Genomic DNA, 26551 nt, shown 5'->3' on the forward strand with positions numbered 1-26551 from the left:
GTTATGAAAAAAAATGCAACAAAAGTAGTTTTATTATCGGCAATGACTGCTATTACAATATTTAGTAGAGGGGCTGAAAGCAAAAAAAACGTAACTTTAATCAATGTAAAAGATACTATTGTTAAAGTATCAACTGCTCAAACAGTTTTTACTAGCGCAGCAGTAAGACCAGGAAACATGACTATCACAAAAAGTGGACGAATGTTCGTTACTATGAATCCGCTCATGGCTCCAGTTACCAAAGTATTCGAAATAAAAAAAGACGGGAATGCAATAGCTTATCCAGATGAAAAATATGCCACAGGCGATGCTTCTATCATTAAGGCTATTATTGCCATTCGAGCAGACAGCAAAGACAACCTTTGGCTATTAGATATGGGAGAAAAACAGTTTATTGTTTGGAATACAAAAACTGAGAAACTAGTAAAAACTATCCAAATTCCATCCAATGTAATTGAATCTACCAGTTTTTTGCAAGATTTTGTAATTGACGAAAAAAACAATCGTTTGATTATTGCAGATATGACACAAGGAGATTTAAAAAGTGCTCCGATTCCGGCCTTTATTGTTATTGACACTAAAACAGGAAGTGCTAGCAGAATGGCCAAAAGTCACTCATCAATGATGCCGGACTTTGAAGGTGGTTTTGGATTGAATCCGATCGCAATTGATCCAAGTTTTAAATGGGTTTATTTTGGTGCACTTCATGGTAAAAAAGTATATCGAGTTCCTGCAAATAGTTTTGACAGTGACGAAAAGCTAATTCAAGATATTGAAGAATATGCTCCAAAATCATATTCTGACGGAATTGCAGTGGACGAAAAAGAAAATGTATATGTAACTAACGTAGAAGAGCAAGCAATTGGCCTAACAAATAAAAAAGAAGGGTTCAAAAACATTGCACTTTTGCCAAAAGGACAAACTTGGCCAGATGGACTTCATATTGCCAATGATGGTTTTATCTACAGCACCGTAGATCAATTAAACAGAACAGCAGCTTTAAATAATGGAAAAGACGAAAGCACAGCTCCTTTCTTGATTATTAAAACAGAAATGATAAAATAAAGTATTCACAAAAATAATTTCACACTAAAAAACAAATCATTATGAGCAATCAATTGACAATAGTAGCAAGGATTTTAGCCAAAGAAGAAAAAAGAGATTTAGTGAAAGTCGAACTACTAAAACTAATAGATTTCACTAGAGCCGAAAAAGGCTGTATTAATTACGATCTGCATCAAGACAATAAAGATCCCAATTTATTTTTATTTTATGAAAACTGGGAAAGCTATGAACTTTGGCAAATCCATATGGGGAACCAACATCTAGCTGATTATTTGAAGGCTACTGAAGGAGCTGTAGTAGAATTTATTGTACACGAAATGACAAATATATCTTAATCATTATCTCTGAAAGCGCACTTTACATAAAAATAGAGTGCGTTTTTTTTTTACTTAATTTTAAAAGGTAACGTCATATCCTTAGCATTATCCAATATGATGCAATTAGGAACGAAAGCACTCGCTTTCAGATTACTAGATAATTTGATAGCTGGTGAACAAGTTTCTGATATACAGCACCCAAGTATGGGCTGTAATATCAAATGATAATAATAAAAATTAAAAATCATGTCAAAAAGAATAACCATTGGGGTAACTGATCTTTCCTTTCATCATATTGCAGCATCATTGGTAGCTAACACGCTCCAAGAAATGGGATTTGAAGTGGAAAGAATCTACTCAACGCACGAAGAAAATTTCAAAAAACTAAAAGAAGGAACTACAGACATGCTCGCTTCGGCCTGGTTACCATCGAGCCATGGCGGCTACAAAGAGGAGGTAGAGAACACTGTTCCTCTTATAGAATTAGGACTGCATTACGAGCCTTATGCATTATGGGGTGTTCCTGATTACGTACCCGCCGAAATTGTTTCTGAAGTTTCTGATCTCTTGAAACCAGAAGTCGTCAAAAACATAAACTCAGATATTCAAGGAATTAATCCTGGTGCCGGAATTACACGTTTTTCGATAAAGATGATGGATGAATATGGACTTAGCGAAGCAGGGTATAAATTTCACACAGGATCTGAAAAGGATTGTTTTAGTGCTTTTGAAAAGGCTGTTGCCAATAAAGAATGGGTTATTGTACCTTTATGGAAGCCGCAATTTTTGCATTACAAATACAAAATTCGAGAATTAAAAGAACCTAAAGGCCTTTTAGGGATCATCGATAAAGCGGTTTTACTTTTAAGAGAAGATAAGAAACAACTTTTCAGCCAACAGCAACTAGAAAAGCTTGATGGATTGCATTTTTCTAATGAAATCATTGCCCAACTGGATTTCCAAGTTTCTAAGCAAGCTAAAAACATTGATGAAGTTACCAAAAACTGGCTAAATGCACATTCTTAATCACTATTTTGTATATACTAAGGTTATTTATGGTTTTAAATGGACATCTAAGAGTGATCTTTCTTCAAAATCAAAGTTTAGTTCTTCGATTTAAATTATAAAAGATCCAAAAACCTTTAAATATACATTAACATCCATTTTAAATACCATATATAAAGAGTTATGCTCAAGTATCTTTGTTCTGTAATTAAAACGAAATCAAAATTTAAACAGATAACATCATGAAAGCAATCGGATTCAAACAATCACTGCCAATAGCAGATGCCAATAGTTTCATCGCATTCGAAACTGAAAAACCAACTCCATCAGGTTTTGATTTATTAGTAAAAATAGCGGCTATTTCAGTAAACCCAGTCGATTTTAAAATTAGAGAAAGTGCTGCTAAAGACACTGTACTTGAAACTCCAAAAATTATTGGTTGGGATGCAGTAGGAACTGTAGAAGCAGTAGGAGATACGACCTCAAAATTCAAAGTGGGTGACCAAGTCTATTATGCAGGTGACCTAACTAGAAGTGGTAGCAATGCAGAATACCAATTAGTTGACGAACGCATCGTAGGGCGTAAGCCTAAAAACCTAAGTATTGCCGAGGCTGCAGCGATTCCTTTGACAGGATTAACAGCTTACGAATCACTTTTTGACCGTATAAAAGTGAATCCAGAAACGGACAAAGGAAAAACCGTTTTGGTATTAGCAGGTGCTGGTGGAGTAGGATCTATGGCGATACAATTAGCTAGAAAAATTGGAAACCTTACTGTTATTGCAACCGCTTCAAGGCCCGATTCAATTGAATGGTGTAAAGATTTAGGTGCTGATTTTGTAGTTAATCACCACAACCTAAAAGAAGAACTAGAGAAAATTGGCCACAGCCAAGTGAACTATATTTTGGACTATGTAGACCTAGAGGGATACTGGGATACGATGGCCGAAATCATCAAACCACAAGGACATATTGTTTCAATTACGGAAAGTAGTAAGCCATTGAATCTGGATATTCTTAAAGCAAAAAGTGTTACTTTTTCTTGGGAATTGATGTACACACGTTCGATGTTTGGTACTGAAGATATCGAGAGACAACATTTTATCTTGAACACAATCGCGGATTTACTAGATGCGGGAACTATCAAAACGACTTTAACAACGGCTCTAGAAGGATTTAATGTTGATAATTTGAAAAAAGCACACCAAATGCAGGAATCTGGAAAAACTATTGGTAAAACAGTAATTCAGTATTAATATATCAAATCGGTTTCGAATTAAAAACAAACCTTTTTCAACTCAAATGCAACAACAGTGATTTCGAGAATTGGTTTCGCAGAACGGGATCAATCTCGATATTTCTATTCAATTATTTAGTCAAAACAAGAATACACATCAATATGAATAACATCTCAAAAATAAAAGCATTCGGTTTTTTACTCTTTGGAGCATCTTTTTTTACAGTTTGTAGTGCACAGACAGCACCACAAAAAGAAGCCTTAGTATCAAAGTCAGAAGTACAACATTTCAATTTTGAAAATATGAAATCTGAAACGATTTCAGAAGGAATTACGCGCAAATGGTTTCATGGAGACAAAGGACAAATGACGATTTTTAATCTTGAAAAAGATTCACATATTCCTTGGCATCAACATCCAAATGAGCAAATTACCTATATCATGTCGGGTAAAGTAAAAATCAAAACCATCATCAATGGCAAAGAAGAATTTGTCATTGTATCGGCTGGCGAAGTAATCGTTTTTCCAGAAAATGTACCACATGAATTTTGGGCTTTAGAGAAAACAGTCGATTTAGATGTGCATGTTCCTGTGCGCCAAGATTGGTTGTCAAAAGAACTACCTGATTATTTAAGTAAAAGTAAGTAAGATGAAAAAACATATAATACTGCTAAGTATAATAGCTACGGTTATGACTGCAAATGCTCAAAAAACATTGGCGAAAGCTGAAACTTTTGCAATGGTTGATCAAGCGGTTGGTAATATTACGTTTACCAATAATGGAGATTTAGTATACAGCCATCATCCGTTTTTTAGTCCTGAAATTAGAGTGGTTAAGTATGATAAAAAAACAAATACAACCAGTCCATTTCCAAATTTAGAATGGAACACGCCAAGAGCAACGGATGATAATTATCTAAGTAATGTTTTAGGCATCAGAAATGATGAAAACGGTATTATTTGGATGTTAGATATGGCCCAACGTGATAATGTGACGCCAAAAATTGTAGGTTGGAATACGCATACCAATTCATTAGAACGTATTTACTATTTACCAAAATCCGCTGTACCAGCCATAGCGCAACCCAATGATATGGTGGTAGATACAAAACACGGATATTTTATTATTGCAGATGAAGGTATTGGTAATGGTGGCAATGGTACCAAAGCGGCTTTTATTATAGTTGATATGAAAACAGGACTATCACGTCGTGTATTAGAAGGGACACGCACTACTTTACCTGAAAACACGCCTACGGTGATTGATGGAAAGCACTTAGCCGTAAACGGTGTAGATTTGTTGATTGGTAATGACGGAATTACAGCCGATGCAAATTTTGATTATATTTACTATGGCCCATTAAACGGTACAAAAATCTATAGAATTAAAATGGTAGATTTAGTGAATCATGATTTTACAGATACCGAATTAGACTCTAAAATCGAAACGTATTCAGACAAGCCAAATAATGGAGGAATGTCTATTGATAAAGAAGGTAATTTATATTTAACGGCTCTGGAAACCAAAAGTGTAGCAGTAGTTTTAGCAAAAGATAGAAGTGTAAAAACCATGGTGAAAGATCCTAATATGGTTTGGCCAGATGGCGTAAGTTACAATCATGTAGATGGTTATATGTACGTTTCCGCAGCACAAGTAAACAAAGGCGCTGTATTTAATGATGGTAAAGATTTGTCTACAAAACCATTTTTCATTTTCAGATTTAAACCTATTGCAACAGGGGTTTCTTTTAGATAATTCTAAATTCATTACTATAATATTTAAAAGCCTCTTTAATAGTGGCTTTTTTGTTTTTATAAAAATAGTTACAAAGGAAACAAAAGTAATAACCATAGGTTTTTTAAACAATTAGCTAATAATTACCATTTTTAGATGATTGCTACTGATACATCTCAAAATATTAGGAATTTATTATCATCAGAAAAGCGATTATTCGTCTTTCATTTTTTAAATTTAACCTTTATACAAAAACAGAAACAATGGAAAATACAATCATAATAAATCCGGCAACGGGAGAAAAAGTAGCTGAGTACGATAGAATTACTATTAACGAGGCCAAAGAGAAAATAAGCCAGGCAAATAAAACTTACACCGGGTGGAAGCTAAAAAGTTTTAAAGAGCGATCTGCTTTCATGCACAAGTTAGCGGATATTCTTGATGAAAATAAAGAAGAATACGCTCAGCTTGCCACTCAAGAAATGGGAAAAGTAATAGGGCAATCACGCAAGGAGATAGAAAAATGTGCACTTGTTTGCAGGTATTATGCCGATAATGCAGAAGCGTTACTTACTGATGAAATAGTTAAAACAGAAGCAACAAAAAGCTATGTAACTTTTCAGCCTATTGGAGTGGTTCTGGCTGTTATGCCTTGGAATTTTCCTTTTTACCAAGTAATTCGTTTTGCAGCTCCAGCTTTAATGGCGGGAAATACAGCTGTTTTAAAGCATGCTTCTAATGTACAAGGTTGCGCTCTTGCGCTTGAGCAAGCTTTTGAAAAAGCAGGCTTCCCTGAAGGTGCTTTTTCTAATTTAAATATCGACTCTAAATTAGTCGAACAAGTTATCGAAGATAAAAATATCGTTGCCATTACCTTAACGGGTAGTGATCCCGCAGGACGTTCTGTTGCGTCTATTGCCGGAAAGAATTTAAAGAAAACTGTAATGGAACTAGGCGGTAGTGATGCCTATGTCGTTCTCGATGATGTAGATTTAGAAAAAGCGACAGATTTAGCTACATTAGGACGTTTGCAAAATAATGGACAAACTTGTATCGCTGCCAAGCGTTTTGTGGTTCTAGAGGCTATTTACGACGATTTCTTAGCGCTTTTTACAAAGAAAATGAAAGCAGCTAAAATGGGCGAACCTACAAATGAAGATACTTATTACGGTCCTATGGCTCGAAAAGATTTGCGTGACGAATTGCACGAACAAGTTTTAAAAACGGTCGGTCAAGGAGGTAAATTAGTTTTAGGCGGCGAAATTCCGAATCAAAAAGGAGCCTATTATCCTGCAACAATTCTCGCTGATTTAAAACCAGGAATGGAGGGTTTTGACAACGAATTATTTGGTCCCGTGGCTTCGGTAATTCGTGCAAAAGACGATGATGATGCGATTGCATTAGCCAATAATTCCCAATACGGTTTGGGATCAGGTGTTTTAACAAGTAATAATGAACGCGGCGAAAAAATCGCATTGCAACTTGAAGCGGGAAGTAGTTTTGTAAATAAGTTAGTCGTTTCTGATCCTCGTTTGCCTTTTGGCGGAGTGAAAAAAAGCGGTTACGGTAGAGAGCTAGCTGCCTACGGTATTCGCGAATTTGTAAATACAAAAACCATTTGGATCGATTAATTAACTTTTAAAATTGAGCTATCAAAGTGTCAGCTGAGGGAAGGTAATAAATATTATTTGGGCGTGACATCAACCGCCACTATCGTTTTGGTTGATGTCGGGCTATCTGTTACAATCTTTTCATTTTTAATCAAAAATAAAAAGGATTTTCACTACTATCCCTCACGCAACGTATTATTAAGAAGATGATTAAAGGGTTTTACTTCAAGTTTCGGTTTTAAATTATCAAGTAGCATCATAAAACAGGAAAGCCTTAGTGTAATACTAAGGCTTTCTTGTTTTATATTTTTAAGACCTATTCGTCTTCTTCATCATTTTCAAATAATTCAGGATCTAATTCCTCACTATTTGATGGCAATTCAAAAAAACTAAAGATAGAGCCACCATAACTTTTCTTGAATGAAAAATGAATCATGTGGTCTAATTTTGTGTATTTTGAATGTTCGATAACCATCATACCGTCTTCGTTCAAAGTATTTCTTTCGAAAACTAACAATACGATTTTTTCGAAAGTCGCTTGATCTAAAGCGTAAGGAGGATCAGCAAAAACAATATCAAATGAGGCATTGTTTTTTTCTAAAAATTTAAAAACATCGCTCTTCGTTGCAGCGATATTAAAGTCATATTCGCTAGCGGTTTGCTTGATAAATTTCACGCAACCAAAATCTCCATCTACTGATGTTATTGGTGTGCTTCCTCTTGAAGCAAATTCGTAGCTAATGTTTCCCGTTCCTGCAAACAAGTCTAATACTTTTAACCCTTCAAAATTGAAGTGGTTGTTTAATACATTGAACAAAGCTTCTTTAGACATATCTGTTGTAGGACGTACAGGTAGTCCTTTTGGTGGTGATATTCGTCTCCCTTTGTATTTTCCAGAAATGATTCTCATGAGTTGAAAAGTATATAATGTTTCCTGTTTTCGGCTTCAGAAAAGTAGTTGTTCCATCGCAAATCTTCTACATCAAGTAGAGAGACATTGCGAATGTATTTGTATGCTATTTTGTAAAATTCGCTATCACTAGTAATATCTCCCAATAACACTAATGGAAAATGTTCTGGATTTAAACTTAATTGTTCAGCAGTAAATAAAATGTAGTAAATAAAATCTTCAACAGTTTTGTACTCAAATGAATTAAACAAAAGCAATTCTTCTTTTTGAATTACTGCAATTTCAAAATGCTTTTGATCAAAGTGCACATACATTTTCTTTACTTCTTCATTTTTAGAATCTTGAAGTAGCTTGTTTACTAACACACTATTGGAATGTTTGTAATCAAAGCTACCATATTTGTCAATTAAAAAATTATTGATATTGACATAAGGTATGTAGACTAAATTCATTTGGTATACTGTGATCGCATCATAAGAGAAAAAATCAGAATCGAAAACCTTAGTATTGTACTGCATGTAACTAGCTAGATATTGTTCATCAAACAATGATGTAGGAACTAGAGTCGTTAGACTATTGCTGTGTACAACTTGGATTTCGTCATATTGCTTCGTTAACTCTGGGTATTCTTCAAATGCGGCTGCAAAGTGTGATTCTATCTTAATTTCAGGATTGCTAAGGTCAAAGATAATGTCATTAAAACTACTAATAGTATCATTTAAAGTATTGAAACAACAGTAAGAAAGTCCAGACAACGAAACCTGTATTACAAGTCTGCTGTTTGTTTTTTCTATCAATATAGTTTCTGGAGTAAGCATAGATGCAGTTTAATTCTGGTTTTATTATTTCCCTTTATGAGGTGCAAATTCAGTGACAAACTTACAATATTTTTTTATTTTTAATGGGTACTCCCGTTGCCATTTAGCGGTTTTGTTTTTAAATAGTATAAAGTTATACTTTTATACTATTGTCAATCAACATACCGACTTATGATTATATTTGTAATTTAACACAAGACTATGAAAATTAACCTTACACAAGACTGGACGACTTTTTTATCACACCAACTCAATGCACCTTATTTTGATGAAATGTTAGTTGAATTAGACCATGAATATACTAATGGACGCTGTTTTCCCCCACAAGATTTAATATTTTCGGCATTTAATAACTGTTCGCTTGAGGATTTAAAAGTGGTTATCATAGGCCAAGACCCTTATCATGGAGAAGGTGAAGCAAACGGACTTAGTTTCTCAGTGAACGATGGAGTGCGCATCCCACCTTCATTGCGCAATATTAACAGAGAAATTTGTGATGACTTGAGTCATATATTTGAACCTACTTCAGGAAATTTAAAACATTGGGCTGAGCAAGGTGTATTACTTTTAAATGCGGGATTAACTGTTAGAAAAGATCAGCCAAACAGTCACAAGCACTTAAAATGGAACGTTTTTACGGATGCCGTAATTGCAAAAATTTCAGAAGAAAAGGAAGGGGTGGTATTTCTACTATGGGGCGCTTTTGCCCATAAGAAAGGTCTGAAAATCGATCGCTCAAAACATTTAGTATTAGAGTCAGGACATCCTTCACCTATGAGTGCCAACCAAGGAAAGTGGTTTGGCAACAAACACTTTAGTAAAACCAATACTTATTTAAAAAGTCAAGGAAAAGCAGGGATAAAGTGGGTGTAAAAATGATGTAAATAGAAGCAGAGATTGCGTGAGGGGTAGTAGCAGTCCGCCAAAGCGGAGCGAATGACCCGACAGCATAAATAAAAAGGAGCTAATTACCGTAAAGATAATTAGCTCCTTTTTATTTATGGTGGCACGCCCAAAAGAGAAACGTACTAGTTTTTTATAATCTCTTCTAGCGTAGCTTTTTCGGCACGGTTGCTAATTTTAAGAGTGATAGGAATATTTTTCATTGTTTTACCTTCAATTACATACACTTTAGCTTTATTCATTTCAGTGTTGCTTTTATCGAAATCTACATCTCCATACTGCAAGGTGTTTTTAATATCGATGGTGTCAATCCAAGATTCGGCAAGAACTTGAGATGCTTTTTCAGAATAGTTGAAAGGTTTGTTTCTAATATCGTTTAAAACACGAGCATTAGGGAAATAATTACAGCGCGTATCTTTACCGCTGAATACTAATGCTACAAAAAATAGACCTAGAACTAATCCTACTAGATAGTAGGCGAAACGTTGTGCAAATTTCATGAATTATTTTTTGGCAAAGGTAAAGGAAAGATTCTTTAAAATACAATTAAATTGATATCGTTATTGGGTAAATTAAACCAATCTCCTATAGCTTTATTTGTCAAAATACCGTGATATAAATAGACGCCATGTTTAAGACCGTTATCACAACGAATGGCACTTTCTATTCCACCATCTTCTGCAATTTTCATGATAAACGGACTGATAATATTGCTAATAGAAAGCGAGGCCGTTTTAGAATAGCGTGACGGAATGTTAGGAACACAGTAATGAACTACATTACTTTTTATAAATGTTGGTTTTTCATGAGTAGTAACTTCAGAAGTTTCAAAACAGCCTCCAGTATCGATACTAACATCAACAATTACAGCACCTCGTTTCATGTGTTCCACCATTGTTTCAGTAACAATAACCGGGCAACGTTCTATGCCACGCATACCACCAATGGCTACATCACAACGTCTAAGTGCTTTTAATAATGCCTTAGACTGAATAGTAGAAGTAAAAATACGGTGATTCAAATTGTTTTGTAAACGACGTAATTTAGTAATGGAATTGTCAAAAACTTTCACTGTTGCACCCAAGCCTAAAGCCGTTTTAGCAGCAAATTCACCTACAGTACCAGCACCCAAAATTACGACATCAGTAGGAGGAACTCCTGTTATGTTTCCAAAAAGTAGTCCTTTTCCAAATTCATTTGTAATCATTAATTCTGATGCAATTAGCACAGAGGCTATTCCAGCAATTTCACTAGAGGAACGCACAACAGGGTACGAGCCATCTTGATCTTTTATATATTCGAAAGCAAGAGCTGTAATTTTTTTCTTGCTTAACGCTTCAAAATATTCTTTTGTTTTGGTTTTTAATTGGATTGACGAAATTAATATTGTTTGATTATTCATCATCGCAATTTCCTCTAGGGTAGGAGTTCCTACCTTTAAAATCATCGGACATCCAAAAACTTTTTTAGTATCATTTGTCACTTCGGCTCCGGCATCACTGTATTCTTTATCAGAATAACTAGAGTTCAATCCTGCTCCTGCTTCAATCATTACACGGTGACCATGTGCAGTAAGCGAATTCACAGCATCTGGAGTCAAACAAATGCGGCGTTCTTGATAACTAGTCTCATTAGGAATTCCTATGAATAGTTCGCTTTTATGTCGTGCTACTTCCAGTTTTTCTTCCTGAGGCAGCAATTGTTCTTTTGTAAATGGAGATAATGATATTGACATTTTGTGATACTATTTTAGAGTAAAAATACATAAAAAGATTAAAAATAAGCGATCGATAGTCTAGAAATCTAAAAACAAACGATTTAAACTAGCTTAAGTTTTTTTCCATTTTAATATCGGCACGTTCATAATTTGTAGCTCCCATAGGAACTTCTATAAAACCATATTTTTTATAGAGATGCAAAGCAGATTTCAATTTTCTATTAGAATATAAAATAAGTGTTTTAAGCTCCATGTTTTCCGCTTGCAAAATAGCGTGTTCAAGTAATTTCTGGCCTATACCTAAACCTTGGTGCAAACTACTGACCGCCATTTTACTAAGTTCGTAAGTAAATGCATCTTTTTTTATCAAAGAAACTGTACCTACAATAACTTCGCCAAGTAAGGCGTAATATATTCTGCCACCTTGGTCGATAATGTATTTTTGAGGATCTGAAAGCACTTTAGCATCTTCATCTTCGATTTTAAAATACAGTTGCAACCATTCTTCATTCAACGTTTTAATTGCTGATTTATGCTCATTTGTAAATTGAATGATCGAAACCAAATCTACTTTCTCCATAATTATAACTTAGCTTAAATGAAGTAAACGCTTGCCGTCCTCTAAAACCTGAATAGTGATGACACTATGCTCGTCAGGAATTAAGTTAGGTACATTTTCTGCCCATTCGATAAAACACCAATTTCCAGAATAGAAATAATCATCTGCTCCCATATCTAGCGCTTCATGCTCATCTTTTAATCTGTAAAAATCAAAATGATAAACTGTTTGATTATCTGTAGTTTGGTATTCGTTAACTAAAGAAAAAGTTGGGCTACTTGTGGCTTCTGTAACTCCTAGTGTTTTACAAAATTGTTTGATAAAAGTCGTTTTACCAGCACCCATTTCACCGTGAAATAAAATCACTTTATGCGGATTTTGAGTTACAATTATGTCTGCCACAGAGGCAATGTCTTCTAATGAAAAAATAAATTCCATTTCTACTATTGTTTTAAATTCTGATGTTCAAATTTATATTTGGCTTGAATGACTGCTTTTAACTAGTAATTAATTGGCAACTTTAAAATTGAGATAAGTGTCATAAATTAAGTTAATTCGATACAACTATTTCGGATTAAAAACCAAACAAGGTATAATCATTTCTTCTAACGAAATTCCTCCATGCTGGTAGGTATTTTTATAGTAACTAACGTAATGATTGTAGTTATTTACATAAGCTAGAAACAGATCATTCTTTGCAAAAATATAAGAACTACTCATATTTATAGCAGGCAATCCTATTTTTTTTGGGTCTTTGACTGCATAAACGTCTTTCTGCTCATAGGTCAAGCTACGTCCCGTTTTGTAACGTAGGTTTAAACTAGTGTTTTTGTCTCCTACAACTTTAGAAGGATTTTTTACATTTATAGTTCCGTGGTCTGTTGTTAGCACTAACTTGAACCCTAATTTTTGCGCTTGCTGAATAATCTCTAGTAAAGGAGAATTTTTAAACCAACTTAACGTCAAAGAGCGATATGCTTTATCATCTGACGCTAATTCTTTAACCACATCCATTTCTGTCTTGGCATGTGACAACATATCGACAAAATTGTACACTATGGTCACCAAATCATTATCTTTTAATCCTTTAAAATTCTCAACTAGTTTTTTACCAGAAGCTAAGTTTGTAATTTTGAAATAATCTTCTTTGATTTTTAGTCCCAATCGCTTTAATTGAGCAGATAGAAACTCCGCTTCGAACAGATTTTTACCTCCTTCTTCGGGATCATTTTTCCAATACTCAGGAAATTGCTTTTCCATGTCTACAGGTAATAATCCAGAGAAAATAGCATTACGTGCATATTGAGTTGCAGTGGGTAATATAGAGTAATAAGGAACTTCTTTTTCTACTTTATAATAATCAGCAACGACACTTTCAAAGGTTTTCCATTGATCATAACGCAGGTTATCAATTACTACAAATAGCACGGGTTTGTCTTTTTTAACTAGTTCTGGCACTACTATTTCCTTGAAAAGTTCGTGAGAAAGTATTGGTTTATCTGCTCTTGGTAAAAACCATTCTTCATAATTGCGCTCTATGAATTTTCCAAACATAGAGTTGGCTTCAGCTTTTTGCGATTCGAGAATTTCAATCATTCCTTGGTCATTAATTGTTTCCAACTGTAATTCCCAAAAAATCAATTTTTTATATAGCTCTATCCAATCTTCATACGAATTTACCATCGCCATTTCCATGGTGATTTTTCTAAATTCTTTTTGGTAATCAAGCGTTGTCTTTTGCGAAATTAATCTAGAATGATCGAGGTTTTTCTTTAAACTTAATAAAATCTGATTTGGATTTACAGGCTTAATCAAATAATCGGCAATTTTAGAGCCTATTGCTTCTTCCATGATATACTCTTCCTCACTTTTGGTGATCATAATCATGGGAATTGCATTGTTTTTCTCCTTCATTTCTGATAGCGTTTCCAAGCCACTCATTCCCGGCATGTTTTCATCTAAAAAAACAACGTCAAAGTTTTCTTCTTCAAATATATCAATAGCGTCACGACCGTTATTACAAGTAGTCACAGCGTAGTTTTTTTTCTCTAGAAACAGTATGTGTGGTTTTAGATAATCAATTTCATCATCAACCCAAAGTATTTTTATCTTGTCCATATATCTTGTGTAACTGTATTAATCAATGTGCCAAATTACATTTTTTTACAACGGTTAGTTACTAATTTTATTATAAATTTTGGCTGTAGTAAGATACCAAAATGTCTCAGTAATATTATGCCGTAGTTTTATATTAGCTTAATTTTGTTTGCGTACCATTCATTAAGTAAATAAAAATCCCGATTTCAGATGATAAGTATTTAATAGAATTAATCTTATATTTGGAACCAATTTTAAAACAGCAAATTTATCACATGAAGCTATCTAAAAATTTTTACTTAATAATGGCTATTATCAGTGTCATTTCCTTGACCCAAACATGGTTAAATAGTCAAGTAACACATACATTTTTATCATGGGAGATAAATATTTGGCTGTACCGTTTATTCAAATTTTCGATAGCATTGCTCTTTATTAAAACTTATTATACTATGAAGCACAATGCTGCTAGGCAAATTAATTGCAAATAAAAATTATATTAAATCATGAATATACTTTCTAGGATTAGCGTCGCCATTACTATAATACTATTACTCATAACGAGTTATGGCCAAGCTCAAATTAGTAAAAATAATATTGCAGTGCTTGACAGTTTGTTGGAAACTAAGTCCCCAAGGCCATTTAATGGAGTAGTGCTTATAACCCAAGATGATGATGTGCTTTATCAAAAAGCTTTAGGTTTTAAAAATTTTAAACAAAGGACAGTCTTAGAAGTTAACGATCAGTTTGTGATTAACTCTAACAGCAAGCAAATAACTGCTGCTTTGATTTTGCTAGAAGTAGAAAAAGGAACTATAAATTTACAAGCACCTATCAATACCTATCTTCCAAAATTAAAGCAAGATTGGGCCAGCACCGTGACCGTTCATCAACTACTCAATCACACACATGGTATCGCAGAGCTGGATAAGCCGTTAATGTTTCAACCTGGATCGGATTTTAAATATGGAAATTTATCGAATGTCTTATTGGGTGAAATCATCACCACAGTTACAAATAAAAGCTATACTGAAGTTGCTGAAGCGCTTTTTAAAAAATTAGGAATGAGTCATTCTGTAGCAAATGCGGCTCGACTAGCTACTCGTCTTGCTTCAGGACATATTAATGAATCCAATAAATTCTCAGTAGCCAAAAAGATTAAAAAAAATACTGCTAGCATCCCTGCAGCTGGCGTTATTGCAACGGTGCAAGATTTAGCAATTTGGAATAAAAGCTTACATGGAGGCAAGATTTTAAAACCTGAAAGTTATGCCAAGATGATAAATTCGACAGTCTTAGCGCAGCACAATGCCTTTGGAAAAGAAAAAACGGGCTATGGATACGGATTAAGAATCAACGATTTAGGTAAGACAAAATATATTGGACACACCGGCCTTGGAGATGGATATGCTTCGTTGAATGTCTATTTTCCAGAGTCTAGAATAAGTCTAATTGTATTAGAGAATCAATCAAATACTGATATGTCCTTAAGTTATTACTTTGGCACTGAGATTAAGGAAATTATTCTGAAGTCACTCAATGTAATGAAATAATAAATTGTGATTTGTACTGCAAAGACAATACCTTTGACTGAAATTAAAAAGCTTTAAAATGACTACGCATCTTGCATTACTTCGTGGAATCAATGTTTCAGGACATAATATGATTAAAATGGATCTATTAAAAACCACACTAGAAAAAGTGGGGTTTGCAAATGTAGAAACGTATGTTCAGTCAGGAAATGTTTTTGTTGATACTGAAGAAGAGAGCGCAGCTAAAGTAGGTTTTATAATCAAACAAGAAATTTTTAAAGCTTTTGGATACGATGTTCCCACAATTGTAATTGGTATTGCTGATTTGCAAAATTGCTTTAAAAATAATCCCTATCTAAAAGAAAAGGATGCTGACGTGAAGAAACTATATGTCGCTTTTGTTTCGAAGGAATTACGATCAGAAAATATTAATGATTTAAAAATCAGTCAATTTAAACCAGACGTTGCTGCCATTGATCAAAATAGAATTTTTATTAAATATGCAGTAGGAGCAGGGAAGACGAGATTAGATCAAAAATATATTGAGAAAAAACTAAATCTTACTGCTACTATCAGGAACTGGAACTCTGTTACCAACTTACTGAAAATGTATGAAGAGCGTATTTAAGTTATAGTGTAGCTCACATTTTTATTTTCGAAAATAAATTAAAAGAATTGCTTTTTCATATGTAGTTAATGCACAGAGTTAACTTTTTGAGGAGCAATATCTATTAAGTCACAATACCAAAATCCGTAATCAAAGGCATCTGTCGCACTAGTATCGCAAGCTGTGTCTGATGCGTCATCTTGCTTTGGGCGCTCATATTTTTTGTAAACGATTTCTCCTATTATAAATTGAATAGCTTTAGAGAAAATAGGACCGTCAAAGGTGAAGGTGTGAAATTCACCATTTTCACCACAAACATCTACTCCTTCGGGTAAATCATCTATAAACTGCTGATCGATAACACGACCTACAAAACTTTTATCCAGAAATCGTTCGTTAACGCAAACGACAATAGTTTTAAACCCCAAACTGATGAACTCATGTATGAGATTAATTGTGGGGGTTTTCCAAAGTGGAAAAACAGCTTCAAATCCGATAAAATCTAATTTTTCTTCTCGGTATTTTCTTAAATCTTCCAAAAAAATATCTCCAAAAATGGAATGAGTAACTCCTTCTAATTTTAGTTTGTTAAGTGTTTGCGTCATGACCTCCTCATATGCTTCCATAGTAGGCATTTCTGGAATCTCCATGATCTCGAGCGGCAAACCAATGCTTTTTGCTTGCTGTTCTAATAGCGAAACTCTAATACCATGCATCGATACGCGCTGAAATTGCTTATTTACGCTCGTTAACAAACAAGAAATTTGGTATTCGGGATTTTGCAATGTCTTGTAAAGGGCTAAGGCTGAATCTTTGCCACTGCTCCAATTAAATAAGGCTTTGTTAGTCAAAATAGATTTTTTTAATGGATAGCAAACTTACAAAATTAGCTTTTCATTATAGATTGCTTTAAGCACAAACGTTTAAATCTTTGTAACTTTGACTTTGGTAAGAATCGGCAAGTTTTTCAACTTTATTTTCGAGTATAAAGAATTAAAGCTGTGCTTGTCAAGAAACATGTATTCTCAATTTTCAATTATTTATATAAGAAATCTAAATGATAAAATATTTTTTTCTATTCATAACAACATTTGCTTTTTCGCAACAGCTTAAAAAAGTTGATTTTACATCAGCAAAAGGAGATATTTCTATAAATGCTAGCAAGCAGTCTGTGCGTGGTTTTGTTACTTACAACTTTAGAGTGCATGAGGCGATAGACACTATTAAAATCGATGCTCAGAACATGACATTTGAAAATGTTCTATTAGATGACAAATTGGTGAAATTTGATAATAATAAAAAAGAATTGCTAATTATCAATTCATTCAAAGTAGGAGAGCACACACTAAGTCTTAATTATACTGCACAACCTAAACAAGCTTTGTATTTTATTGGCTCGGAGGCCAAAGACAATTTGCAAATTTGGACACAAGGCCAGGGGAGATACACGAGTAATTGGTTTCCAAGTTTTGATGATGTAAGTGAGAAAATGATATTCAGTTTACGAGTGGCTTTTGATTCCAATTATGAAGTGATTTCGAATGGTCGATTGACTGCACAAAGCACGTTAGACAATACAACAACATGGAATTATGAAATGCAGCAGCCTATGAGTTCGTATTTGTTAATGTTAGCCATTGGGAAATACAGTAAAAAGGTAGAAAATACTAAATCAGGAGTTGTGCTAGAAAACTATTACGAACCAAAAGATAGCGCTCGTTTTGAGCCAACTTACCGCTTTTCTAAAGAAATGTTTGATTATCTTGAAAAGCAAATTGGAGTCAAATATCCTTGGGAGATCTATAGACAAATTCCAGCACGCGATTTTCTGTATGCAGGAATGGAAAATACAACAGCCACCATTTTATCCAGCCGTTACGTAGTAGATAACACGGGTTTTGAAGATCGAAATTATACTAATGTAAATGCACATGAACTAGCGCATCAGTGGTTCGGTGATTTGGTTACTGCTGAAAGTGGAAAACACCATTGGTTACAAGAAGGATTTGCAACTTACTATGCTCTGTTAGCAGAAGCATCTATTTATGGTGATGATTATTTTTACTATAAAATGTATGAGTCGGCTCAGCAAATAAAATATGCTTCTCGCACGGATACTGCTCCAGTTCTTGATGCAAAGGCGAGTTCACTAAGTTTTTATCAAAAGGGAGCTTGGGCACTTTTTGTTATTCATGAATCAATAGGAGATAGAGCATTTAAAAAAGCTATTCGCAATTACTTGAAAAAGTACGCTTACAAAAATGTCACAACAGATGATTTATTCAATGAAATTAAAAAAGTAGCTCGTTTTGACACTGAAGAGTTTAGTAAAGTATGGCTTGAATCTATCCCATTTAATACACAGCAAGCAAATGAATTACTCTTAAAAAATAAGACTATGCAATTGCTATTTGAAGTCGATAAATTGAAGAAAACGCCATTAATCGAAAAAGAAGCTTTCTTTACTAAAGTCTTAGAATCTGATGCTTATTTCCAAGTAAAAATAGCCATTGTTAACCAACTTAAATCTGAATTATACGAACAGAAAAAAGGGTTGTTGTTAACCGCAATAGCTACAAATAATATTCAGGTTCGTCAAACTGTAGCAGCAAGTTTGGTAAAAATACCAGCTGATTTTAAGACCGATTATGAAACTTTATTGCATGACAAGTCTTATCAAACACAGGAATTAGCATTATATTATTTATGGAATAATTTCCCTAGTAGTCGCGTTGCTTATTTAAATGAATCAAAGGATTGGATAGGTTTTAATGACTATAATCTGAGAACTTTATGGTTATCACTGGTACTTTCTACAGCGGCTTACGACATTGATAAAAAGCCATTGATTGAAGAGTTAATAAATTATTCCTCGCTCAATTATGAAGTAATAACTAGGCAAAATGCACTAGAGAAATTAATAGCTTTTAAATTAATAAATGATACTGTGCTAGAAAATTTAGTAAGTGCGACAACACACCATATGTGGCAGTTTTCTAAATATGGGCGCGACACGATTCGTTTACTATTAAAAGACCCTGAAATGGTCACTGCCTTTGAAAGAATACTACCCACTTTAAATGAGGTCGAAAAGTTTCAACTGAATCGATTATTACTTGAAATTCAACCGAAATAAAAATTGGTATTTAATTACTAAAGGAGTTACCAAAGTTTATTGACTTCCTCTTTTAAAAAAAATAACGCTTCTTTGCTCGGCATTACGTTCTCCATACTATTTTTTAAAACATATTCTCTTAATGAATCAGCGTTAGTGACTGTTTCACTAGCAATAGCAGCTCGAATCAATTGAATTGTCTTATTTTTTGAAGACGTAATGATAGACCAGCATTCCTCGCTCATGTAGATTTGTTGCGACAAATTGTGTTCATATTCTTGTTCGATTTGAGCAATTACATAATTTTGATAATCAAATTTATTCTCTGATATTGGTATGATGCGAACCATCAGTTGCGATGGATTAATACGCTCTAAAAATAACGTAAGTCTTTCGTAAGCTTGTAATCTAATGGTAGTTAATGAGCTATCATCTTGGACAGCTGTAATTTTTCTATCTTCTAAGTGTTCTTTTAATTGCTCATTAAAAAAATAATAAGCTACCGCTGCAGTGGCAATAGAAGGGATGGTGTATGCTATAATTTGCGCAATAAGTACAGAATTCATGATTTTGTTATTTAAAAAACAAAAATATACTATTCGAATAAAATATCGGGAAAATATAATGTGATTTAGTTTTGTCAACAGTATTTTTGCGGCACAAAGTAAGCTTACCACGTTCACTTATTTGCAATAATTTTATGGAAACCTACATTATCATCTTTCTTTGCGTAGCAGCATTTATAGCCGGATTCATTGATGCCATCGTTGGTGGTGGCGGATTAATACAAACACCAGCAGCATTAATTTTACTTCCTAACTTACCAGTTTCGACAGTAATTGGTACACTAAAAATCCCAGCTTTTAGCGGTACCTCTTTTGCGGCGGCGCAATATTTAAAAAAGGTTACGATGAACTGGCGTTTGCTACTTATTATGATGGCTCTTGCATTGCCCTCGGCATTTTTAGGTTCGACATTATTGACTTACATGAGCAATGATTTTATGAAGCCTTTGCTGTTATTTATTTTATCACTTTTGGCGGTTTATACCTACGCCAAAAAGAATTTTGGCCAACATGTAGCCAAAGATTTATCTGAGAGACAACTTATTTTGAATGCCATAATGATCAGTTTTATTGTTGGTTTCTATGATGGATTCATCGGTCCTGGAACCGGCAGCTTTTTTGTTGTAGCTTTTATTGCTTTAATGGGATTTGACTTTCTTCATGCTTCTGCAAACGCTAAAATGGTCAACTTGGCGACAAATTTTGGTTCGATTTGTCTGTTTGCTTTAAAAGGAAAAATTATATGGGCAATCGCTTTGCCTATGGCGACTTGTAATGCTTTTGGTGGCTGGTTAGGAGCAAAACTAGCAATTAGTAAAGGAAATGGTTTCATTCGTATTTTCTTCTTAGTGGTGGTTGTAGGAACTTTAATTAGATTTGCTTACGACGTTTTCTGGAACGACTAAAGCTATTTTTTTGTTCTTTTTATTTTCGAAAATTATTCCTATTTAGGCGCACATATTATTTTCAAATAACAATTCATTTTATTATTTCGAGCAAATTGATTTTCTCCATTGCACTTGATTTTTATTCGAATAAAAAAATGAAAATAATGCTACATATCTAGTAGTAAAAATGTAGGAGTTCCAACTATATTAACTCTGAAATTCTTATTTTTGCATAAATAGAAAATTTTCATGCAACAATATATTTCCCAACTTAACGAAGCACAGCGCGAACCAGTATTGCAAAAAGAAGGTCCAATGATTATTATCGCTGGTGCAGGTTCAGGTAAAACACGTGTACTTACAATAAGAATTGCTTATTTAATGCACCAAGGAATCGATGCTTTCAATATTTTATCGCTAACATTTACCAATAAAGCGGCACGCGAAATGAAAAAGCGTATCTCTGATATTGTAGGTTCGGGCGAGGCAAAAAACTTGTGGATGGGAACGTTTCACTCTGTTTTTGCTAAAATTTTGCGTTCTGAAGCTGATAAATTAGGGTACCCATCTAACTTTACTATTTACGATTCGCAAGATTCATTAAGAACCATTTCGGGAATTATTAAAGAAATGCAATTGGATCGTGATGTATACAAACCAAAGCAAGTTTTAGGAAGGATTTCTAATTTCAAGAACAGCCTGATTACTGTAAAAGCGTACTTCAACGATAAGGAATTACAGGAAGCAGATGCGATGTCTAAGAAACCGAGAATGGGAGAAATCTACGAAAAATATGTAGAGAAATGTTTCAAATCTGGTGCAATGGACTTTGATGATTTATTGCTTAAAACCAACGAATTGCTGACTCGTTTTCCAGAGGTTTTAGCCAAATATCAAAACCGTTTTAGATACATCATGGTAGACGAGTACCAAGATACCAATCACTCACAGTACTTAATCGTAAGGGCTTTATCAGATAAATTTCAGAATATTTGTGTGGTAGGTGACGATGCGCAAAGTATCTACGCTTTTAGAGGGGCAAATATTAATAATATTTTGAACTTTCAAAAAGATTATGAAGGTGTGAAAACGTTTAAGTTGGAACAAAATTACCGCTCTACGCGAAATATTGTAGAAGCAGCTAATACCATTATAGATAAAAACAAGGTCAAACTTGATAAAATTGTTTGGACAGCAAATGAATTTGGACCAAAGATAAAAGTGCATCGAAGCATGACTGATGCTGAAGAAGGGCGTTTTGTTGCGAGTACTATTTTCGAACAAAAGATGCAAAACCAGATGACAAATGGTCAATTTGCTATTTTATACCGTACTAATGCACAGTCTCGTGCAATGGAGGATGCTTTGCGTAAACGTGATATTCCATACCGTATTTATGGTGGTTTGTCTTTTTATCAAAGAAAAGAAATCAAAGATGTGCTTTGTTATTTAAGATTAGTTATCAATCCTAAAGATGAAGAAGCGTTGATGCGTGTAATCAATTATCCAGCAAGGGGAATTGGTGATACTACGGTTGAAAAATTAGTCGTAGCAGCAAATCATTATAAGCGTTCGATATTTGAAGTGATGCAGAATATTGATAAGATTGATCTAAAACTGAATAACGGAACCAAGCAGAAATTAAAAGATTTTGTATTGATGATTTTGACTTTTCAAGCGATTGATCAAAATCACGATGCATTTTATGTAACAGAACACGTTTCTAAAAAAACAGGTTTGGTTCAAGAATTGAAAAAAGATGCTACTCCAGAAGGAATGGCTAAAATTCAAAATATTGAAGAACTATTAAACGGTCTTAAAGATTTTACCGAAGGACAAAAAGAGATCGACGGAGCAAGAGGTGCTTTATCTGAATTTATGGAAGATGTTGCCTTAGCAACTGATCTTGATAAAGATACTAACGATGAAGATCGTGTGGCTTTAATGACTATTCACCTTGCAAAAGGACTAGAGTTTCCACATGTATTTGTTGTGGGAATGGAAGAAGATTTATTTCCTAGCGCAATGAGTATGAGTACACGAAGTGAGCTAGAGGAAGAACGTCGTTTGTTTTATGTTGCTTTAACCCGTGCTGAACACCAAGCATATTTAACCTACTCACAATCTAGATACCGTTGGGGTAAATTGACAGATAGCGAACCTTCACGTTTTATTGAAGAAATTGATGGTCAGTTTTTAGAGTATCTAACACCTGCTGAAACTAATTATCGTTTTAAGCCACTTATTGATAAAGATGTTTTTGGCGATGTAGATAAATCAAAAATGAGATTGTCAAAACCTTCAAATGGGACGCCGCCACCTAAGGTGGTTCCTGGCCAAAGAGTAGAAGCAACTGTGCGTAAACTGAAACCTCTAGGCGGAAATCCAAATGCTGCAGGACCTAATTTATTTGATAATAATTTATCAGCAGGAAATATTGTGATGCACGAGCGTTTTGGTAGAGGACAAATCATTAATATCGAAGGAGTAGGAGCCGATAAAAAAGCTGAAATCAAATTTGAAGTTGGTGGTTTGAAAAAATTATTACTGCGCTTTGCTAAGTTAGATGTTATAGGGTAAATGTTTGCAAGGTAATCTGCCATATTGATAAGCCCTTTATTTGACTAGAATTCGTTTTAAGTCTGTGTTGACTGTTTGAATAATACTATTTTAAGTTTTGGAATAATTCTTGATACATAATAGATACACAATGCCTTATAACGAATTACTTTCTATTCGAATCACTACTATATTATTAGAAAATAACTGTTCTTTCAAGGAGAAGAAAATGTTTGGTGGGATCACTTTTATGATCAACGATAAAATGTGTATAGGGGCGATGCAGGACGTGATCATGCTTCGAGTGTTACCAGAATTTTACGACGCATTACTTGAAGAAAACGATGTTAGACCGATGGATTTTATTGGTAGAATTACAGCTGGTTTTGTTTACATTGATGCAGAAGGTTTTAAAGCAGAGCGGCAATTGAAAAGATGGGTTGCCCATGGTTTAGATTTTGCTTAAAGAGGTGTTGTGAAAAGTAAAAAGAGAAAAAAAATTAACGTTATAGTTGAAGGAAAAAATAATGGGACAGTTTATAAAAATATATGAAGACAAACCTAACGAGGCTGCTATTGCAAAAGTTGTTAAGGTTTTAAAAGATGGAGGATTAGTAATTTATCCTACTGATACAGTTTATGGATTGGGTTGCGACATCACAAATACAAAGGCGCTGGAGCGTATTGCAAAAATAAAAGGAATCAAATTAGATAAAGCCAATTTTTCATTTGTTTGCCATGATTTAAGTAATATCTCTGATTATGTAAGACAGATTGATACGGCAACTTTTAAGATTTTAAAGAGAGCTCTACCTGGACCGTATACTTTCATTCTTCCGGGAAATAATAACTTACCAAAGGAATTTAAGAAAAAAACGACAGTGGGAATTCGTGTACCTGATAATGCGATTGCCTTAGAAATTGTACGTCAATTGGGAAACCCAATAGTTTCCACTTCTATACGTGATGAAGATGATGTAATTGAATACACTACAGATCCTGAACTTATCTTTGAGAAATGGCAGAATTTAGTAGATCTTGTTATCGATGGAGGCTACGGAGACAATGTAGGTTCTACCATCATTGATTTATCTGGAGATGAACCATTAATTGTGCGTGAGGGAAAAGGTGATATCGATATACTTTAAAAGTATAATTTGCATTATTCAGATTAATCTGTATATTAGCGCGTCGATTATCGATAGTAAAATATAAGCATGTTATTCTTAATTATATTTAATTGGTTATTAGAAAAGGTTAAGGATACATTAAAGCAGGTCGCAAGACCTGCTTTTTCTTTTTACAGCAATTCCAAAACACATATTAAAATCAAGGCATAAAAAAAGCGTCTCTAAATAGAGACGCTTTTCAAATTTATCAAATAAACTAAAAATTATTTAGTTTGTTTTTTCATTTCTTTTTCGATCATTTCGTAGAATTGATCAATTTTAGGCAATACAACGATGCGAGTTCTTCTGTTACGAGCTCTGTTTTCAGCTGAATCATTTCCAACTAAAGGAACGTAAGAACTTCTACCTGCTGCAATTAATTGCTCTGGTTTAACTCCTAATTGGTTTGTTAAAACACGGATGATAGACGTAGAACGTTTCACACTTAAATCCCAGTTGTCTAATAATACACCGCTTCCATTGTAAGGAACGTTATCAGTATGACCTTCTACCATACATTCAAAGTCTGGCTTGTCATTAACAACTTTAGCAACTTTAGCTAAAACACCTTTTGCTCTGTCAGATACTTCGTAGCTTCCAGTTTTGAATAATAATTTATCTGCAATAGAGATAAATACGACTCCTTTTTCAACATTGATTTCGATATCTGGATCGTTTAAACCAACAGCGCTTTTCAAACTAGTAACTACAGCAAGTGTAACACTATCTTTCTTAGTTAATGCATCTTGCATTCTGCTAATTTTTAAATCTTTCTCTTTGATAGATTCTAATGCTTTTTCAATATTCTCTGCACCTTTAGTAGTTAAGACAGTCATGTCTTTAGAAGTAGAGATTAACGTTTGATTGTGCTCTCTTAAACCTGATACGGTAGCAGTAAGTCCAGCTTTCTCTTCAAGGCAAGAATTTAATTTTACAGTAGCAGAGTTTAGTAAATCTTGAGTTTCCTTATTTTTCATCTCCAAGTCTGCGTATTTCTTTTTAGAAACACATGAAGTTAAAAGTGCCATTACAGATAAGGCCATTACGACTTTTTTCATAAATTTAATGTTTAGTTTAATTACAAATTTAGGTTTTAAAGGTTACAATACGAACATAAAGTTCTGTTAATTTTATTTAACAAATACCTTGCCACCCTTTATATAGTAAGTATAAACGATACTTTCAGCGCGATAGTATTTTTTCATCTGAAAATTGTCTCTTTTTTTATAAGCGTTTGATACTAAAGCATAGAAATTTAGATGTGCTTTGAATATCGCGGTGAAATGTGCTGTTTTCCCCTTGAATAAAAATTGCAAAGCAGCTATACCGTCTAAAATCATGCGGCAAAAAAGCACTGGTAATAATTTCCACTGAGGTAAGTTTTTTGTCAACATTAATAGTGAATTTCTGAAGTTCAAGTAGGTTTTCTTAGCATTTCCTTGTTGTAAAGTGGCGCCACCTACATGATACACCTTAGAAAGGTAGTTGTATTTTATAATGTGTCCTTTATTATTCGCTCGCCAGCAAAGATCGATTTCCTCTTGATGTGCAAAAAAGCTGCTATCAAATCCTTGTAGCTCTTTAAAGATCTTTTTTCGAATAAAAAAACAAGCACCAGATGCCCAAAAGATTGTTGCGTGATCATCATACTGACCTAAATCTTTTTCTAAAGTATCAAATACTCGACCGCGGCAGTATGGATATCCATATTTATCGATGTAACCACCTGCTGCACCAGCATATTCAAAATAAGCTTTGTTTTTATAATCTAATATCTTCGGTTGGATAATAGCTGTTGCTGGTTCGTTATTAAAGGTGTCTATTATTGGTAGCAACCAATTTTCGGTTACTTCAATATCTGAATTAACTAGAGCATATATTTCTTCTTCAACATGTTGCAATGCTTCATTATAACCGTGTGCAAATCCATAATTGTCTCTATTTACAATGATTTTGATATCAGGATAATTAGCGGTAACAAATGCAATCGAACTATCAGTAGAAGCATTATCTGCTACATATATAGTAGCCTCTGGAGAATGTGCTACAATAGAGGGTAAAAATTGTTCCAAGAGTTGGACACCATTCCAATTTAGTATTACAACAGCGATTTGTTTCAAAATAGTTTGTTTAATATTAAGGT

At 34.0% G+C, this 26551-nt stretch carries 26 protein-coding genes; 15 read left to right on the forward strand and 11 right to left on the reverse strand.

The window, feature by feature from the left end:
• Positions 1-3: 3 nt before the first annotated feature.
• The 7 genes from H603_RS16875 to H603_RS0113510 all read left to right on the forward strand — a co-directional run bounded on the left by H603_RS16875 (position 4) and on the right by H603_RS0113510 (position 6990).
• Complete coding sequence (locus tag H603_RS16875; RefSeq protein WP_051219331.1) at positions 4-1065, forward strand: L-dopachrome tautomerase-related protein; 1062 nt, start codon at positions 4-6, stop codon at positions 1063-1065.
• A 41-nt stretch (positions 1066-1106) separates the two neighbouring features.
• Entirely contained in the window at positions 1107-1400 is a 294-nt protein-coding gene (locus H603_RS0113480; protein ID WP_026709107.1) for a putative quinol monooxygenase, read from the forward strand.
• A gap of 228 nt (positions 1401-1628) precedes the next feature.
• Positions 1629-2408 (forward strand): glycine betaine ABC transporter substrate-binding protein, encoded by a 780-nt coding sequence (locus H603_RS0113490; RefSeq protein ID WP_026709108.1) that lies wholly within the window; start codon positions 1629-1631, stop codon positions 2406-2408.
• A 221-nt stretch (positions 2409-2629) separates the two neighbouring features.
• Positions 2630-3643 carry a zinc-binding alcohol dehydrogenase family protein gene (locus H603_RS0113495; RefSeq protein ID WP_026709109.1) on the forward strand — a complete coding sequence of 338 codons (1014 nt, stop codon included), beginning with the start codon at positions 2630-2632 and terminating at the stop codon, positions 3641-3643.
• A gap of 143 nt (positions 3644-3786) precedes the next feature.
• The gene (locus H603_RS16880; RefSeq protein ID WP_084157749.1) at positions 3787-4272 is read left to right on the forward strand and encodes a cupin domain-containing protein; all 486 of its coding nucleotides are present in this window, start codon (positions 3787-3789) and stop codon (positions 4270-4272) included.
• A gap of 1 nt (position 4273) precedes the next feature.
• Positions 4274-5380 carry an L-dopachrome tautomerase-related protein gene (locus H603_RS0113505; protein ID WP_026709110.1) on the forward strand — a complete coding sequence of 369 codons (1107 nt, stop codon included), beginning with the start codon at positions 4274-4276 and terminating at the stop codon, positions 5378-5380.
• A gap of 242 nt (positions 5381-5622) precedes the next feature.
• Entirely contained in the window at positions 5623-6990 is a 1368-nt protein-coding gene (locus tag H603_RS0113510; RefSeq protein WP_026709111.1) for an NAD-dependent succinate-semialdehyde dehydrogenase, read from the forward strand.
• 295 nt (positions 6991-7285) lie between these two features.
• Here the strand turns inward: H603_RS0113510 and H603_RS0113515 are convergent, their stop codons facing one another.
• Together H603_RS0113515 and H603_RS0113520 are read right to left on the reverse strand one after the other, a co-directional pair.
• On the reverse strand, positions 7286-7879 hold the full coding sequence (locus tag H603_RS0113515; protein ID WP_026709112.1) for an RsmD family RNA methyltransferase: 594 nt from the start codon (positions 7877-7879) through the stop codon (positions 7286-7288).
• Complete coding sequence (locus H603_RS0113520) at positions 7876-8697, reverse strand: DUF3822 family protein (RefSeq protein ID WP_026709113.1); 822 nt, start codon at positions 8695-8697, stop codon at positions 7876-7878. The genes H603_RS0113515 and H603_RS0113520 overlap by 4 nt, the downstream gene beginning before the upstream one ends.
• A gap of 201 nt (positions 8698-8898) precedes the next feature.
• Between H603_RS0113520 and ung the strand changes: the two genes are divergently transcribed.
• Positions 8899-9570, forward strand: a complete 672-nt coding sequence (gene ung / locus H603_RS0113525) for a uracil-DNA glycosylase (RefSeq protein WP_026709114.1) — start codon at positions 8899-8901, stop codon at positions 9568-9570.
• 155 nt (positions 9571-9725) lie between these two features.
• Here the strand turns inward: ung and H603_RS0113530 are convergent, their stop codons facing one another.
• The 5 genes from H603_RS0113530 to porX form a co-directional block, all read right to left on the reverse strand.
• On the reverse strand, positions 9726-10100 hold the full coding sequence (locus H603_RS0113530; RefSeq protein ID WP_026709115.1) for a DUF4258 domain-containing protein: 375 nt from the start codon (positions 10098-10100) through the stop codon (positions 9726-9728).
• Between the two features lie 35 nt (positions 10101-10135).
• A complete protein-coding gene (locus H603_RS0113535) occupies positions 10136-11335 on the reverse strand; it encodes an alanine dehydrogenase (protein WP_026709116.1) in 1200 nt (399 codons plus the stop codon).
• A gap of 88 nt (positions 11336-11423) precedes the next feature.
• Positions 11424-11897 carry a GNAT family N-acetyltransferase gene (locus H603_RS0113540; protein WP_026709117.1) on the reverse strand — a complete coding sequence of 158 codons (474 nt, stop codon included), beginning with the start codon at positions 11895-11897 and terminating at the stop codon, positions 11424-11426.
• Positions 11898-11906: 9 nt separating this feature from the next.
• Positions 11907-12314: a tRNA (adenosine(37)-N6)-threonylcarbamoyltransferase complex ATPase subunit type 1 TsaE gene (gene tsaE, locus H603_RS0113545; RefSeq protein ID WP_026709118.1), complete on the reverse strand. Its 408-nt coding sequence runs from the start codon at positions 12312-12314 to the stop codon at positions 11907-11909.
• Positions 12315-12440: 126 nt separating this feature from the next.
• Positions 12441-13994, reverse strand: coding sequence for a T9SS response regulator signal transducer PorX (porX, locus tag H603_RS0113550; protein ID WP_026709119.1), 1554 nt, complete (start codon positions 13992-13994; stop codon positions 12441-12443).
• Positions 13995-14479: 485 nt separating this feature from the next.
• Here porX and H603_RS0113555 point away from each other — a divergent pair, with 485 nt between their 5' ends.
• Together H603_RS0113555 and H603_RS0113560 are read left to right on the forward strand one after the other, a co-directional pair.
• Positions 14480-15526: a serine hydrolase domain-containing protein gene (locus H603_RS0113555; RefSeq protein ID WP_026709120.1), complete on the forward strand. Its 1047-nt coding sequence runs from the start codon at positions 14480-14482 to the stop codon at positions 15524-15526.
• Between the two features lie 58 nt (positions 15527-15584).
• On the forward strand, positions 15585-16133 hold the full coding sequence (locus H603_RS0113560; protein ID WP_026709121.1) for a DUF1697 domain-containing protein: 549 nt from the start codon (positions 15585-15587) through the stop codon (positions 16131-16133).
• A 65-nt stretch (positions 16134-16198) separates the two neighbouring features.
• Here the strand turns inward: H603_RS0113560 and H603_RS0113565 are convergent, their stop codons facing one another.
• A complete protein-coding gene (locus tag H603_RS0113565) occupies positions 16199-16963 on the reverse strand; it encodes a Dph6-related ATP pyrophosphatase (protein WP_026709122.1) in 765 nt (254 codons plus the stop codon).
• A 206-nt stretch (positions 16964-17169) separates the two neighbouring features.
• Between H603_RS0113565 and H603_RS0113570 the strand changes: the two genes are divergently transcribed.
• Positions 17170-19248 carry a M1 family metallopeptidase gene (locus H603_RS0113570; RefSeq protein ID WP_316930297.1) on the forward strand — a complete coding sequence of 693 codons (2079 nt, stop codon included), beginning with the start codon at positions 17170-17172 and terminating at the stop codon, positions 19246-19248.
• Positions 19249-19274: 26 nt separating this feature from the next.
• On the opposite strand, the gene H603_RS0113575 is transcribed toward H603_RS0113570, so the two are convergent.
• Complete coding sequence (locus tag H603_RS0113575) at positions 19275-19793, reverse strand: DUF7935 family protein (protein WP_026709124.1); 519 nt, start codon at positions 19791-19793, stop codon at positions 19275-19277.
• A 134-nt stretch (positions 19794-19927) separates the two neighbouring features.
• On the opposite strand from H603_RS0113575, the gene H603_RS0113580 reads away from it, so the two are divergent.
• The 4 genes from H603_RS0113580 to H603_RS0113595 all read left to right on the forward strand — a co-directional run bounded on the left by H603_RS0113580 (position 19928) and on the right by H603_RS0113595 (position 24387).
• On the forward strand, positions 19928-20698 hold the full coding sequence (locus H603_RS0113580) for a sulfite exporter TauE/SafE family protein (protein WP_026709125.1): 771 nt from the start codon (positions 19928-19930) through the stop codon (positions 20696-20698).
• A gap of 231 nt (positions 20699-20929) precedes the next feature.
• Positions 20930-23260 (forward strand): ATP-dependent helicase, encoded by a 2331-nt coding sequence (locus tag H603_RS0113585; protein WP_026709126.1) that lies wholly within the window; start codon positions 20930-20932, stop codon positions 23258-23260.
• Between the two features lie 130 nt (positions 23261-23390).
• Positions 23391-23705 (forward strand): TfoX/Sxy family protein, encoded by a 315-nt coding sequence (locus H603_RS0113590; protein WP_026709127.1) that lies wholly within the window; start codon positions 23391-23393, stop codon positions 23703-23705.
• Positions 23706-23766: 61 nt separating this feature from the next.
• Entirely contained in the window at positions 23767-24387 is a 621-nt protein-coding gene (locus tag H603_RS0113595; protein ID WP_026709128.1) for an L-threonylcarbamoyladenylate synthase, read from the forward strand.
• 245 nt (positions 24388-24632) lie between these two features.
• On the opposite strand, the gene H603_RS0113600 is transcribed toward H603_RS0113595, so the two are convergent.
• Together H603_RS0113600 and H603_RS0113605 are read right to left on the reverse strand one after the other, a co-directional pair.
• Positions 24633-25466, reverse strand: coding sequence for an OmpA/MotB family protein (locus H603_RS0113600; protein WP_026709129.1), 834 nt, complete (start codon positions 25464-25466; stop codon positions 24633-24635).
• A 72-nt stretch (positions 25467-25538) separates the two neighbouring features.
• Positions 25539-26528, reverse strand: a complete 990-nt coding sequence (locus H603_RS0113605; protein WP_026709130.1) for a glycosyltransferase family 2 protein — start codon at positions 26526-26528, stop codon at positions 25539-25541.
• Between the last annotated feature and the right edge of the window lie 23 nt (positions 26529-26551).

This window comes from Flavobacterium frigidarium DSM 17623 (assembly GCF_000425505.1).
In the GTDB taxonomy this organism is placed as follows: Bacteria; Bacteroidota; Bacteroidia; order Flavobacteriales; family Flavobacteriaceae; genus Flavobacterium; species Flavobacterium frigidarium.